Origin of the sequence: Synechococcales cyanobacterium CNB, assembly GCA_030263455.1 — a bacterium.
Lineage (GTDB): Bacteria > Planctomycetota > Phycisphaerae > Phycisphaerales > UBA1924 > CAADGN01.
The window spans coordinates 1-13,209 of record SZOZ01000008.1; the positions used below are offsets into that span (position 1 = coordinate 1).

The following is a 13,209-nucleotide window of genomic DNA, read 5'->3' on the forward strand; positions in this document are numbered from 1 at the left end:
GCAATGGTGAGGGGGGATCGGGGCGGAGTCGAGGTGGAGAAGGCGCGTGTGCGCGGATCGGCGCGCGCGGGTGGTGGGTGCGTGGTGGAGAGCGCACGGATGGAGCGGATGCGGTCGGACCGGAGGTCGCGTGTGCTTGGGCACCGACGTCGGCTCAGGGAAGCCGACGCCAGCGGCACGGTCAGTTTGTGAGTTGAAAGGTGATGGCGGGGTTGGTGTCGTTGCGGACAGACCAGCGGATGGTCGAGCCGGGGGCGGGGCCGACGCGGATGGAGCCTTCGAGTGCGTCGGTGGTGGCGCGATCGCCGAAGGTGGCGAGGAGCGTGGCGAGATCGGCGGCGACGCGCGCGGGTTCTGCATCGGGCGCGAGTGGGATGACCGCGCGGTTGCCGGCGAGGATCGCCCAGGGTGCGGTGGAGCCGAAGAGTCGTTGGAGGCGCGGCATGTGCTGTCGTTCCCAGCGGGCGCGGCGTGCGTCGAACTCGATCGTGCCCCAGCCGTCGCGCGAGGCTTCCCAGGTGCGCACGGCCCATTCGTGGGCGCGAGACCATGCGGCGGGGACGGCGGATGCCCAGAGCGCGTCGTCGGGAGCGAGTTCGCTGGCGTGGCCGGGCCATGATGCGCCGATGATCGGCTCGACGACGACGGCGCCTGGCGGCCTTGATCGTGCCTCGAAGGCGGCGGCAAGGAGCAGCGCGGGGGGGGCGTCGCCGCGCGGCAGGGTCGCGGCGCGGAGCATCAGCGAGCGGGCGTTGGGGATGCCCCAGGCGTGCGCGAGTCGGCCGAGGCGTCCGGAGGCGAAACTCTCGGGGAAGGCGCGGCGGAGGGCGTTGGCGTCGATGAATGCCGCGGCGACGGCGGTCGCGCCGGCCTGGTGCGAATCGAGCGCGGCTTCGTGCATGGACCATGCCGGTTCGGTGTCGGCGGCCGCGGCGTGATCCCACGCGGCGAGCGCGTCTCGGCCGACGGCGAGGAGGATCGCGCCGGGTTGTTCGGCGATGGTGATGGTCTGCCATGCGGGAGCGCCGTTCACTGCGAAGAATGATGCATCGAGGGGCGAGCCTGGGAAGGACTGACTGACAACGGCACGGATCGCAGTCGAGGTTGCTCCCTCGACGCGGACGATGAGCGCGAAGCGAACCATGATCGCGGTTCCGTCCTTCGGTCCGGGATCGGCGGCGAAGTCGAGGAGGACGACTTCGATGCGGTTGCGGTTCGAGAGCGCGTGCCCGATGACGGCGGCGACGGCGTCGGCGGTTGGGGAGCGAGCGGGGAGCATCGCAGAGACGAGTGTTTCGACGAATCCCGCGCTCGGCGGAGCAGGGCGGGGCGCGTCGGGGCCTGGCGGTTGGGCTTCAACCACAATCCACGCCAGCGCACCCTGCGGGGGGCCGGCGTCGGCGGCGCGAACGATGGCGCAGAACACGGCCAGAAGGCACAACGCCGACCGGAGCATCCGGCCGGCGTGTGTCGGTGTGTGCGTCGAGCGGCTCGCGTACATCAGGGCTTCGCGTCCGTGGCTGGGATCGGGAGCGCGTCGCGCTCCGCGTCGTCAGGCCGGGAAGGGTAGCCGTCGGCGGCTCCGAGGAGCATGACGGTGCGGGCGGCGGGGTCGCCGAGCATGGCGCGTGCGGCGAGGGCGGTTGTTGGGCGTGCGAGCCAATCGGCGTCGATCGCGCCCAGCCCGCCCTGCTCGGCGGCGTTGGCGATCGCGGCGAAGGCGACGATGGGCATGAGGGGCGAGGCCGCGCCGAGCGCGCCGCCGGCGCGGATGAGGAGCGATCGATCGCCTGTGGTGTGGGTGATCTTGTCGTCGCCTTCCCACCAGGAGAGTTGGACGATGGGCTGCGCGTTGCGGTGGAGGTCGTTGTAGAGGGGGACGATCATGCCCGGGTCGCGGGTGTCTGCGTGGGGAGAGCGGACGGTGTTGCCGAGCGCCGCGCCTGCGAGCACCAGGAAGGGGTAGCCCGCGCGGAGTGTGCGGTCGGTGTTGATGAATGTCGCGGTGGTTACGGGGGAGCGAACGGCGGTGAAGCGCGAGGCGAAGGCGCGGTTCGCGGTGAGTCCGTCGTCGCCGCGTCCGTTCGCCTGTCGCACGGCGGCGAGGGCGGCCTGGGCGGACGGGGCGAGGATGAGCCACTTGTCGGTGATGGCGCAGGTGAGTTCGAGCGGCAGCGGGAGTCCGCGTGCGCGGAAGGTGAAGAACTCGTTTCCGTCGCATGTCCACGGCTCGATGCGGAGATACAGGGCGGCGCGTTCGTCGTGCTGCGCGATGGCCGCGTTGGCGAGACCGGCGATCTTCGCGCGTGTGGCCCGGAGGCGCTCGGCGTCGCGGACGCTGAGGACGACGACGCCGGAGAGGAGTGAACCTGCGCCTGTGGAGTCGGAGGTGTAGAGGGCGACGGAACCGCCGAGGGTGCGCAGGATGTCTTCGAGTGGGTCGATGCCGGTTGAGCGAACGATCTCGGCGAGAACCTGATCGACGGGGAGGCCGTTGGCGCGGAGTTGGGCGAGGAGTCGGTCGGGGAAGCCCATGTCCACGGTGGCGATGGAGGCGAAGTGGGCATCGGCGGGGATGATGCGCAGGTCGTCGGTGGTAAGCCCTGTGGTGGACATGCCGAGGGCTTCGCGATAGCGGGCCGCGCCGTGGATGACGGTGCGGGTGTGGGCTGCGTCCTTGGCGATGCCGTCCTGCAGCGTGATGCGCATGGCGTTCTCGCCGATGAGTCCTGCGGCCTGCATCTGCGAGGTTGCCTGCGCGAGTTGCGGCGCCTGCGGGCCTGGGATCGAGCGGGCGATCGTTGCGGCGGGGGTAAGTCCGGAGAGGTTCACGAGAGCCGAGACGGTTGGGGTGAAGCCGGGGGCGTCGAGCGACACGGGGAGTGCGTCGAGGCCGGCTGCTGGGTCGCTGACGGAGCCGATGTGGAGTTCGTAGCGGAGGGACTGTCCAACGCGGCGTGGTCCGTAGCGGACCTGGGCGACGGCGGTCCATGCTTCGCTCATGCCGTCGAAGGCGTCGCTCGGTTCGGGCGGGCCGAGGAGAGCGGGGCTTTGGCGGATGCCGTCTTCGAGGATGGCGTGGAGGCGTGCGGCGTCGGCGTCGTTCTCGCACTCGAAGGAGAGGACGAAGCCGTAGCCGAACATGCCGCCTGCGACGTTCATCGGGTCGTAGCAGAGGCTGAGCGTGGCGGGGCGCGCGACGGCGGCCATCGCGGTGCGGATGAGGGCGGCGACTTCGGGGGGCATGTCCGGCGCTTCGCCGGGGAGTTCGGCGACGCGGGCGGGGAGCATGGCGAGGGCGGAACGGAGGGCGGCGTCCGGGCCGTCGGCGGAGAGGGCGGCTGCGCCGTGTGTGCGGACGACCAGCACGGGCACGGGCTGCGCGGGTGCGCCTGCCGCGAGAGCGAGGGCCGCCGTGACGAACGGCGCGAGGACACGAGTGGTGATCATGGTTGACCCCTTTCCTGGGGACGGACAGCACGCGAGCATGCCCGCCCGTGGCATTGTTGGGGCGTGGGAGGCGGAAGTTTCGGGGTCGTTGGGGGTGGCTCGTATCATCCGGGCCGCGTGAACGCCCCGAGCCGCATCCTGCTCATCCGGCCCAGCGCGCTGGGCGATGTCTGCCGTACCGTGCCGGTGCTGGCGAGTCTGCGGCGTGCGTGGCCCGAGGCACGGATCGATTGGCTGGTGCAGGACACCTTTGTGGATGCGGTGCGGGCGCACCCCGCGCTGACAGGGGTGGTGCCGTTCGCGCGGCAGCGGATGGGCACGGAGCTGCGCACGGGGCATGCCGGAGGGCTGCGCGGGTTCGTGAGGGCGCTGCGCGAGGCGGAGTACGACCTGGCCATCGACGCGCAGGGACTGTTCCGGTCGGGGTTCTTCGCGTGGGCGAGCGGAGCGCGGCGGCGGATCGGGTACTCGGATGCGCGCGAGGGAGGTTGGTTCTTCTGCAGCGAGCGGTGCCGCGTGTCGGAGGAGGCGCACACGGTGGAGCGGATGCTCGCGCTGGCGCGGGCGGCGGGCGCGGAACCGGTGGAGGACATGCGTCTGTATGCGCCGGCGGAGGATGAGCGGGCGGTGGAAGAGGACGGGCGGTTCGCGGGGCAGTTCGTGGTGATCGCTCCGACGAGCCGGTGGGCGGGGAAGCGGTGGCCGGCGGAACGGTTCGCGCGGCTGGCGTGCGCGCTGCTGGCAGGCAACCCCCACGGTGCGGGCCGAGTCGTGGTGGTCGGCTCCGCGTCGGAGCGGGATCAGTGCGGAGCGGTGCTGGAACTCACGTCGCGCGAGGAGCGTGTGGTTGACCTGATCGGTGGGACGAGCGTGGGGCGGCTGATGGCGATCGTGCGGCGTTCTGCGCTGGTGGTTGCGAACGACTCGGCCGCGCTGCACATGGCGGTGGGGTTCGGGCGGCCGCTGGTGGGGCTGTACGGGCCGACGCGGGTGGCTCGGGTGGGGCCGTGGCGGCGCGAAGCGGACGTGATCCAGCACGTTGGCGCGGGAGAGCGGCTCGACCACAAGGACGAGGCGCTGGGGCGGGCGATGATGGAGCGGATCGGTGTCGAGGAGGTCGTCGCGGCGTGCGTGGATCGGCTCAGCCGTGGCGACGTTCAAAGTCGCGCATGAACTGTGCGATGGCCTCGCAGCCCTCGAGTGGGAAGGCGTTGTAGACGCTGGCGCGCATGCCGCCGGTGGAGCGGTGGCCCTTGAGGTTGACCATGCCTTCCTTCTTGGCCTCGGACATGAAGAGGGAGTCCTGCTCTTCAGTGGGGCATCGGAAGGTGATGTTCATGAGTGAGCGGCTGTCGGGGCGGGCGTGTCCGCGGTAGAACTCGGAGGCGTCGAGGACGTCGTAGATGATCTTGGCTTTTGCGGCGTTGCGCTGGCCGATGGGTCCGAGTCCGCCCTGCTTGAGGATCCACTTGAAGACGAGGCCGACGACGTAGATGGGGAAGACCGGGGGCGTGTTTGGTCGGCTCTCGTTCTTTGCGAAGACGCGGTACTGCATGAGGCTGGGGAGCGGGCGGGGGTTTCGGTCGAGGAGGTCCTTGCGGATGATGACGAGGGTGGTGCCTGCGGGGCCGACGTTCTTCTGCGCGCCGGCGTAGACGAGGCCGAACTTGGTGACGTCCCAGGGTCGGCTGAAGATGTCGCTGGAGGCGTCGCAGACGAGGGGCACGCCCTTGGGCGGCTGCGGGACGTCGTGGTACTCGGTGCCGACGATGGTGTTGTTGCTGGTGTAGTGGACGTAGGCGGCGTTTGGTGAGAAGTTGATCTCGTTCTGCCTGGGGACGTAGGTGTGTTTCGTGGGGCGGCCGTCGAAGGCGAGGTTGATTTTGCCGTAGAGGGCGGCTTCCTCCGCGCTCTTCTCCGCCCAGTATCCGGTGACGAGGTAGTCGGCGACGCCGTCCTGTGGGAGGAGGTTCATGGGAACCATGAAGTTCTGGGTCGTTGCGCCGCCGGTGAGGAAGAGGACTTCGTAATCGTCGCCGATGCTGCCGACCTTTCGGCAGTCTGCGATGGCCTCGGCGAGGACGCGATCGAAGAGCTTGTCGCGGTGGGAGTGCTCCATGATGCCCATGCCGGTGCCCGCGATGTTCCAGACGTCCTGCTGGACCTGTCGGAGGACTTCCTCGGGGAGGACGCCGGGGCCCGCGCTGAAGTTGAAGACGCGATCGGTCGCTGTCGCTGGCATGGTGGTCACCTCGAGTACCCCTTTTCAAAAAGTCCCGTGCCCTACCTGATCTCTCCGGCGTTGACGCAGTTCTCGAACCTGCCGGTCTGCCTGAACACCCTGACGATACGCACGGTCTCGTCGGCGACGGCCTGCTGGGCCTGGTCGGTGGAGGCGCCGCAGTGGTGCGTGCCGTAGACGCCGGGGAGGGCGGCGACGGGCGGGTTGAAGTCGGCCTCTGGCGTGGCGGGCTGGGCGGCGTAGACGTCGAGGCCGACCTTGATGCCCCTGGCGCGGACGGCGTCGGCGAGTGCGGCTTCGTCCACGACGGCGCCGCGCGAGGTGTTGACGAAGATCGTGCCCTGCTTCATGGCGTTGAAGAAGGCGGCGTCGCACAGGCCGCGGGTGTCGTTGGTGAGTGCGACGTGGACGCTGACGGCGTCGCACGCGGCGAGCATGCGGAGGAGGTCGGGGCGTGTGTTGCCGCCCGACTCGACACCGAGTTCGGCGGCACGTTCGGCGGTCATGCCGCGGGACCAGGCGAGAACGCGCATGCCCATGGCCTGAGCGACGCGTACGACGTGGCCGCCGATGGCACCGACGCCGACGACGCCGAGGGTGCGTCCGCGCAGGCCCCTGGCCCTGCCGTATTCCTTTTTGTTCCAGTGTCCGGCGCGGAGTTCGTTGACCTGATCTGGGATGCGCCGGTCGCAGGCGATGAGGAGGCCGACGGCGAGTTCGGCGACGGCGGCGGCGTTCATTCCGGGGCAGTTGCAGACGGCGATGCGCCTGGCGGAGGCGGCGGGGACGTCGATGTTGTCCACGCCCGCACCGGCGCGGACGATGAGGCGGAGGGCCGAGGCGGCTGCGAGGGCGGGTGCGGTGACTTTCGTCGATCGGACGATGAGGACTTCGGGGGCGAGGTCGGCGAGTGCCTGGGGGAGAGTTTCGGGGGCGAGAGAGGGGTCGGAGACGACCTCGACGCCGAGCGAGCGGAGAGCGGCGACGCCCTCGACCTCGAACTTGTCCGCGATCAGGATTTTCATCGTGCCTCCCGCACACACGCCGCGAAACAGCGGATGATACGGCGGCAGGCAGGACGAGCGGTGGGTGTGGTCCTCAAGGCATCGACTTCAACCCTGATCGTGGTCCTGGGGTTTGGCAGCCCGCGGACTCGCCGCGCTCCCCCGGCGTCTGGCGTGCAGCCCTTCGGGCTGATGCAGCGCACGGTGATTCAGCGGGGAGTCCCTTGGTGAACAAAGAAACAGCCCGGCGGTGAGGCCGGGCTGCCGCGAACGATCAATTGTTGGGAGAGGTGACTACTTCTTGGGCTGACCGGTGTTGATCGGCTCACCGTCGAAGTCGGTGCCCTGAAGGCCGCCGCGGGTGTAGTTGTAGACCTGGGCGAGGGGCTTCGTCATCTCGCCGTTCTTGTTCGGTGGTTCGTACACGCCCGGGGCATAGTTGACGATGTATTCGGGTGCCGTGGGGGCCAACGGGTTCCAGCCCAAATTGGAGTCCTGCGTCATGCGGACGGAAACGGAGCTATCGAAGAAACTGATGACGGCCTTGGCCTCCGGCTCTGGGAAGTAGAGGGCCTTCTTGCCGAAGTGGCGCTGGTGGGTGTCGTAGAAGTCCACCTTCGAGCCCGGGTACTGGACATCCGCGATCTTCACGCCCCCGAGCATGCCGTTGTCGGAGTTGACGTAGTACGAGTTGTGCACAGGATTGCCGGGCGCGTTTCTAGTTCGCTTGTTGTTGTACTGCTGGTTTGTACCGCGGATATTGATGCTATGAGTGCGGTCGAAGGTCGCGATGCCGGGGACGTAGGAGGAGGAGTAGGGCCAGCGCTTGTTGTAGGGGGAGCCGCCCATGCCCTTGACGCGGGGCTGGTGGGGAACCCAGAAGTCCTCGTCGAAGTAGTTGACGGGGTCGAGCTGCCAGTTGATGCGGAACTTGTCCTCGGGGCAGACGACCATGCGCTCTGGCAGACGCTGCGCGAGGTAGTCGTTCAGCACCAGGTGCGTGTACAGGATGTGCGGGATCCAGCTCAGGATACGCGGGAAGTCATCGCGGCCCGTGCGGCGGCGGATGATGTCCACGGCCTGGCGCGCCGCGGCCTCGACGTCGAAGTTCCACGGACCCTGGAGGTCGCTCCACGTGTTGCGATCCCACTTGTCAACGGTCCAAGTGAACGAACGCACGCGGTCGTGGAAGTCCGCGGAGTACGAGTGCGTCGCGGTCGCCATCTGGTTCATGTTCGACAGGCAGATGGCCAAGCGTGCAGCGCGCCTCGCTTCGCCCAGAGCGGGCAAGAGCAGGCCGATCAGGAGCGCGATGATCGCGATCACGACCAGGAGTTCGATCAGAGTGAACCCCTTCATGCGGGGCTGCGTCCGACTCTTCATGGCAGACCTCCGTAAGCCGCGAGTGCGGCCGAAGAATGATCCCCCCACACGACAAACCTAATGGATCGTTGACCCTTTGTCCAGCCCCGGATCGGCCAATTCCCGGACATTTCGAGAAAAGACCCCCTGCCCGTGGCATCCATGGAACGGATGCGGCCGATTGTGTTAGGGATATGTGCGTAGTTCAAGCCAGGCGATCCGAAGTCGCAGTGCGTCACGAAATCGGGTCGCCTCGTCGGTAGGGAAGCCTTCGGCGAGAGCAAGACTCACGAGGTCACTTGCACTTTTAAGCTCTTCGAGCCGGCCCGAGCGGGCAAGGTCTCGAAGGCGTTGCCAGGATTCCGGGACGGCATTGGGTGATGCGACAGGGGCGACCAAAGCACGGCCATCGCCGCTGTCCGGCGCGTCCGAGGTCGGCCGTGACGAGATGCCCGGCTCCGGTGCGGGTTGGGATTCGATCCTTGCGGGGTCCGGCGCGGGCGTGATGGGAGCGGGACGAACAGGAACCGGCTCGGAGACGCCGAGGTCCGGTGGCGCGAGTTCGCGTGGCTGCGTCGGCACGCGGCCCAGCCAGCGATCGACGGGCCCGAGCGTGATGCCGAGCGACGGAGCGGCGAAGACGAACGCGGCTGAGAGGAGCAAAGTGATGGCCGCCGCGAGATAGATCGCTCGTGAACGGCGGAGAACGCGGAGGTTTCGCTCGAGCGTCTGGACGCGGGCGAACACGATCTCGTCGGGATGGGGAAGTGGCGGCTGGATGTCCTGGGGCTGGGCAGCGGGGACTGCATCCAGTTGATGCGGGAGGTTGACACTCGGCTGCGGGTGGTGCGGTTCGGACATGGCCGCAACGTCTTCGGGAGCGGCGTGGCCTGGGAGGAGGCGGACGCTCCCGAGGCCGAGTTGCTGGCGATCGGGGGGCGGCTCGAAGGAGGCGCCGCAATGGCGGCATGCGCGGTCGCCCGGCTCGACTGGGCGTGCGCAGGCGTGGCAGATGCCGAGAAGATTGGCGACGGCGGGGCAGCGCTTGGCGAGCACCCAGAACTGGCGCGTGGTGGGGCCGCGGATAGGGGTCTCCGGGCCGATCTTTCCGCGACGGATGAGCGTGCGGAGGGTGTCGTAGGAACAGCCGGGCCGGAAGGGCTGGGCGTCGTCGCGGATGAACCACGGTCCCATCGCGTTCTGGGTGGCCTGGCGCGAGAGCGGGTCGAAGTAGCCTGAACAGGACTCGCAGCGGTGGGGATCGCGTGAACGGGAGCCGCAGTAGGGGCAGAGGACGACTCGCGGCTGCGGGCGCGGGGCGGCACGGGGTGTGGGGTCGTGTTCGGTCATCGGAGGGGCGTGGTGGTGGTTCGATGACGGCCGCGCCAGCATGACGATACACCGCGCGAGGGTGGATCGGTTGACCTTGCTGGGTGAGCGCCCCTCTGATCGGGTCATGAATCACCCACGGAAGGCATGGCGGGGCCTGTTTCTTCGGACCTTCGCCGCTTGGGCGGGTTGCTTCGTGCTGGCGGCGTGTTCGAGCCAGAGCGAGACCCGGGAGGGGCCGAGCGCGCGCGACCTGCGCGGGCTTGAGGCTTCGGAGCGGCAGGTGTCGGCGGGACGGCAGCCGACGGCGGTGGAGCGGCCGCCGGTGATGGTGGAGGGTGAGCCTGTTTCGTGGGATGAGATGCGAGCGATTCTCTCGGAGGCGGCGGGAGCGGCGGCGGTCGAGGAGGTCGCGCTCACGCGGATCGTGGAAGCGGAGTTCGGGCGGCGCGGGCTTCAGCTGACCGAGGCGGACCTGCGACGTGAGCGGGAGCTGGTGGAGCGTTCGCTGGCGGCGGAAGGGGCGGGGAGCGAGGCGGCGTCGGAGCTGTTGTCGCGGATTCGGCGATCACGCGGGCTTGGACCGACGAGGTTCGAAGGGCTGCTGCGGCGCAACGCGATGCTTCGGCAGTTGGTGCAGGGGGAAGTGGAGATCACGGAGGAGCAGGTGCGAACGGCGCACGCGGTCCGGCACGGGCCTCGGTGCCGGGCGCGGATCATCGTGGTGGCGAGCGAGCGTGAGGCGGCGCAGGCGCGATCGCGGGTGGAGGGCGCGGCGGATCGGCGGGCGGCGTTCATCGAGGAGGCGGTGTCGCGGTCGAGCGACGCTTCGGGGCCGAGGGGGGGGCTGCTGGAACCGATCAGCCCGGCGGACCCTGCATACCCGGTGTCGGTGCGGCGAGCGCTGGATGCGCTGCGGCCCGGGGAACTCAGCCCGGTGGTCGCGTTGGAGAGCGGGTACGCGCTGTTGCTGCTCGAGGAGCGGACGGAGGGGGACGGCACGGCGATCGAGGCGGTGCGGGGGGAACTGGAGCGGCTGCTGCGGCTTCGCCAGGAGCGGGTGCTGATGGACCGAACGGCGTCGCAGATGGTCGAGACGGCGCGGATCACGGTGTTCGACCCGTCGCTGGAGTGGTCGTGGCGGACGCGGCGGCAGGATTGACGACGCCGGGGCGAAGAGGAAGCGGACTACTCGGGCAACGCTTCGCGGAGAAAAACGGCGACGGCGCGCTGGGCCGGGCGGGTCAGCATGAGGTCGTTGTGCGTGACGCCTTCGAGGAGGAAAACGGTCACTGGCACGCGGGCGGCGCGGGCGGAATCGGCGATGCGTTCGGCGTGGTAGGCTGGGACGATCTCGTCGGCGGTGCCGTGGATGACGAGGAGCGGGCGATTGCCGAGCGTGGCGGCGGAGACTTCGGCGTCGAGGCCGTGGCGGATGAGGGCGCGGCCGAGCAGGCCCGTGTGGTCGGCGGCGATGCGCTGCCAGCGCGAGAAGGCGGCGGCGGAGACAACGGCACGGACCTCCGGTCGTTCGGCGGCGAGGGCGAGACCGACGACCGCGCCGAGGCTGTTGCCGTAGACGGTGATGCGGGTCGGATCGATGCCGGGTCGGGCGAGGAGCGCGTCGAGAGCGGCGTGCGCGTCGGAGACGAGCCGGCGGCGTCGCAGCGGGCCCGGGTCGGATCGGCCGTAGGAACGGTAGTCGAAGAGGAGGACGGCGAAGCCTTCGTCGGCGAGGAAGCGGCAGAAGTCGAGGTGTTGGGAGACATTGCCGGCGTTGCCGTGGACGTGGAGGACCGCGGGCGCGGGGGGAGCGTCGTCGGTGCGGCCGTTGGGCGGGATGAACCAGCCGTGGAGGGTGAGGCCGTCGGGCGTGGAGAAGGAGACGTCTTCGACGCCCGGTGGCGTGGTGAATGGAGAGCGGTCGGGGTAGAAGAAGAGTCGCTCCATGCAGCCGGAGACTCCGACGGCGAAGGCGCTGGCAGCGAGTGCGAGGAGGAAGATGGCGTAACGGAGGGGTGCGCGGCGGCGGCCGTGCGGGGGCTTCATCTGGCGTACTCGACGGCCCGGGTCTCTCGGAGGACGGTGACCTTGATCTCGCCGGGGAAGGTCATCTCCTCGCTGACGCGCTTGGCGATTTCGTGGGCGATGAGGTAGGCCTCATCGTCGCTGATGCGTGCGGCGTCGATCATGACGCGGACTTCGCGGCCGGCCTGGATGGCGTAGGCCTCGGTGACGCCCTTGTAGGAGAGAGCGATGTCCTGAAGTTCGTTGAGGCGCTGGACATAGCGTTCGAGGCTTTCGCGGCGTGCGCCCGGCCTGGCGCTGGAGACGGCGTCGGCGGCCATGACGATGGGTGTGTAGAAGGTGGTGGCGGGGATGTCGGCGTGGTGTCCGCCGATGGCGTTGAGGACGGCCTCGTCCTTCTCGCCGTGCTGCCTGGCGAAGTCCATGCCGATCTTGGGGTGACCGCCCTCCATTTCGTGGTCCATGGCCTTGCCGATGTCGTGGAGGAAGCCGCAGCGTCGGGCGAGTCGGCCGTCGAGTCCGAGTTGCTCGGCGATGATCTGGCAGAGGAAGGCGACCTCGACGGAGTGTCGGAGGACGTTCTGGCCGTAGCTGGTGCGGTAATGGAGTCGGCCCATGGCTTCGATGATCTTGGGGTGGAGGCCGCGGAGGTTGACTTCGAGGGCGGTTTCGCGACCGATCCTGACGATGCGCTCCTCGACCTCTGACTTGACCTTCTCGACGACCTCCTCGATGCGAGTAGGGTGCATCCGGCCGTCGGCGATGAGGCGTTCGAGGGCTTCGACGGCGACGGCCTGGCGGACCTTGTCGAAGCAGGAGACGACGATGACGCCGGGGGTGTCGTCCACGATGATGTCGACGCCGGTGGCGCGTTCGATGGCGCGGATGTTGCGTCCTTCGCGGCCGATGATGCGGCCCTTCATGTCGTCGGAAGGGATGGCGACGGTGCGAACGGTAGAGTCGGAGGTGACCTCGTTGGCGTAGCGCTGGATGGCGTTCAGGAGGATCTGTGTGCTCCTGTTGCGTGCGTCCTCCTCTGCCTGCTCGACGACCTTGCGGACGACCTTGGCGACCTCGTGGCGTGAATCCTGCTCGACGCGCTCGAGCACCTGGCGCCTGGCATCCTCGCGGCTGAGTCCGGAGACCTCGTGGAGGCGTTCGCGCTGCTCGTCGATGAGCCGCTCGACTTCTTCCTCGCGTTCTTCGGCCTTTCGCTCGCGTTCGCGGGCGGCCTCGATCTGCCGGCTGAGTTGCTGCTCCTTGAGGGTGAGGGTTTCCTCCTTGCGGTCGAGGAGATCCTCTCGCTTGGCGAGTCGGCGTTCGGCCTCGCGGGTTTCCGCGCGAGCGGCCTCGGTCTCCGCGTCCAGTTTTTCCTTGCGTGCGAGGGCGTCACGCTCGGCTTCGAGGCGGATCTTCTCTGCGGCGGTTTTCGCTTCCAGTTCGGCCCGCTCGCGGAGCGCGGCGGCCTCCTGCCTGGCGCGTGCCAATGCCCCCGTGGCGAGAGCACGGCAGAGGAGGAACCCCCCGGCAGCACCGGCGACGAAGGCGACGATCGCCCAGAGCAGGACCCCGGGTGTAGAACTCTGCGCAATCGTCGTCGTGACGTCGTGCATGGACCACCTTCCTGACGACCCTGCTCGGTCGCGGTTCCCCGACGGGTGCTGAGCGCACCGCGTGCGTGGATGCCGCCGGAACCCCGGCCGGGTTTCCCGGTGCGAACGGGATCGTCAAGAGGTATGGAACGCCCCCACTGCCTTCAGTCCGCGGCCTCCGCCACGAGCGTGGTACAACGCG

The 13,209-nt window shown here is 68.9% G+C and carries 10 protein-coding genes; 2 read left to right on the forward strand and 8 right to left on the reverse strand.

The genetic code is table 11. The features are described 5' to 3' along the window. Nucleotides 1-181: 181 nt before the first annotated feature. A complete protein-coding gene (locus FBT69_08830) occupies nt 182-1,501 on the reverse strand; it encodes a hypothetical protein (protein ID MDL1904896.1) in 1,320 nt (439 codons plus the stop codon). Further along, nucleotides 1,501-3,450 (reverse strand): hypothetical protein, encoded by a 1,950-nt coding sequence (locus tag FBT69_08835; protein MDL1904897.1) that lies wholly within the window; start codon nt 3,448-3,450, stop codon nt 1,501-1,503. Before FBT69_08835 ends, FBT69_08830 begins: the two co-directional genes overlap by 1 nt. Nucleotides 3,451-3,567: 117 nt before the next feature. On the opposite strand from FBT69_08835, the gene FBT69_08840 reads away from it, so the two are divergent. After that, nucleotides 3,568-4,623: a glycosyltransferase family 9 protein gene (locus tag FBT69_08840; GenBank protein MDL1904898.1), complete on the forward strand. Its 1,056-nt coding sequence runs from the start codon at nt 3,568-3,570 to the stop codon at nt 4,621-4,623. Here the strand turns inward: FBT69_08840 and serC are convergent. The 4 genes from serC to FBT69_08860 all read right to left on the reverse strand — a co-directional run bounded on the left by serC (nt 4,592) and on the right by FBT69_08860 (nt 9,516). After that, nucleotides 4,592-5,692, reverse strand: coding sequence for a 3-phosphoserine/phosphohydroxythreonine transaminase (gene serC / locus FBT69_08845; protein ID MDL1904899.1), 1,101 nt, complete (start codon nt 5,690-5,692; stop codon nt 4,592-4,594). The genes FBT69_08840 and serC overlap by 32 nt on opposite strands. 41 nt (nt 5,693-5,733) lie before the next feature. Beyond that, on the reverse strand, nt 5,734-6,717 hold the full coding sequence (locus FBT69_08850) for a hypothetical protein (GenBank protein MDL1904900.1): 984 nt from the start codon (nt 6,715-6,717) through the stop codon (nt 5,734-5,736). A gap of 273 nt (nt 6,718-6,990) precedes the next feature. Beyond that, the gene (locus FBT69_08855) at nt 6,991-8,055 is read right to left on the reverse strand and encodes a prepilin-type N-terminal cleavage/methylation domain-containing protein (GenBank protein ID MDL1904901.1); all 1,065 of its coding nucleotides are present in this window, start codon (nt 8,053-8,055) and stop codon (nt 6,991-6,993) included. A gap of 189 nt (nt 8,056-8,244) precedes the next feature. Next, nucleotides 8,245-9,516: a hypothetical protein gene (locus tag FBT69_08860; protein MDL1904902.1), complete on the reverse strand. Its 1,272-nt coding sequence runs from the start codon at nt 9,514-9,516 to the stop codon at nt 8,245-8,247. Here FBT69_08860 and FBT69_08865 point away from each other — a divergent pair. Next, nucleotides 9,515-10,549 carry a peptidylprolyl isomerase gene (locus FBT69_08865; protein MDL1904903.1) on the forward strand — a complete coding sequence of 345 codons (1,035 nt, stop codon included), beginning with the start codon at nt 9,515-9,517 and terminating at the stop codon, nt 10,547-10,549. The two genes, FBT69_08860 and FBT69_08865, sit on opposite strands and share 2 nt — an antisense overlap. 26 nt (nt 10,550-10,575) lie before the next feature. Here the strand turns inward: FBT69_08865 and FBT69_08870 are convergent, their stop codons facing one another. Both FBT69_08870 and rny read right to left on the reverse strand, forming a co-directional pair. After that, nucleotides 10,576-11,436, reverse strand: coding sequence for an alpha/beta fold hydrolase (locus FBT69_08870; protein MDL1904904.1), 861 nt, complete (start codon nt 11,434-11,436; stop codon nt 10,576-10,578). Continuing rightward, complete coding sequence (gene rny / locus FBT69_08875; GenBank protein ID MDL1904905.1) at nt 11,433-13,028, reverse strand: ribonuclease Y; 1,596 nt, start codon at nt 13,026-13,028, stop codon at nt 11,433-11,435. The genes FBT69_08870 and rny overlap by 4 nt, the downstream gene beginning before the upstream one ends. Nucleotides 13,029-13,209 lie beyond the last annotated feature (181 nt).

Bases quoted from the DNA above. Each gene is read 5' to 3' on its own strand.
- FBT69_08855 (MDL1904901.1), bottom strand. From the start codon at position 8,055: ATGAAGGGGTTCACTCTGATCGAACTCCTGGTCGTGATCGCGATCATC.
- FBT69_08865 (MDL1904903.1), top strand. From the start codon at position 9,515: ATGAATCACCCACGGAAGGCATGGCGGGGCCTGTTTCTTCGGACCTTC.
- FBT69_08835 (MDL1904897.1), bottom strand. From the start codon at position 3,450: ATGATCACCACTCGTGTCCTCGCGCCGTTCGTCACGGCGGCCCTCGCT.
- FBT69_08850 (MDL1904900.1), bottom strand. From the start codon at position 6,717: ATGAAAATCCTGATCGCGGACAAGTTCGAGGTCGAGGGCGTCGCCGCT.
- rny (MDL1904905.1), bottom strand. From the start codon at position 13,028: ATGCACGACGTCACGACGACGATTGCGCAGAGTTCTACACCCGGGGTC.
- FBT69_08860 (MDL1904902.1), bottom strand. From the start codon at position 9,516: ATGACCCGATCAGAGGGGCGCTCACCCAGCAAGGTCAACCGATCCACC.
- FBT69_08830 (MDL1904896.1), bottom strand. From the start codon at position 1,501: ATGTACGCGAGCCGCTCGACGCACACACCGACACACGCCGGCCGGATG.
- serC (MDL1904899.1), bottom strand. From the start codon at position 5,692: ATGCCAGCGACAGCGACCGATCGCGTCTTCAACTTCAGCGCGGGCCCC.
- FBT69_08870 (MDL1904904.1), bottom strand. From the start codon at position 11,436: ATGAAGCCCCCGCACGGCCGCCGCCGCGCACCCCTCCGTTACGCCATC.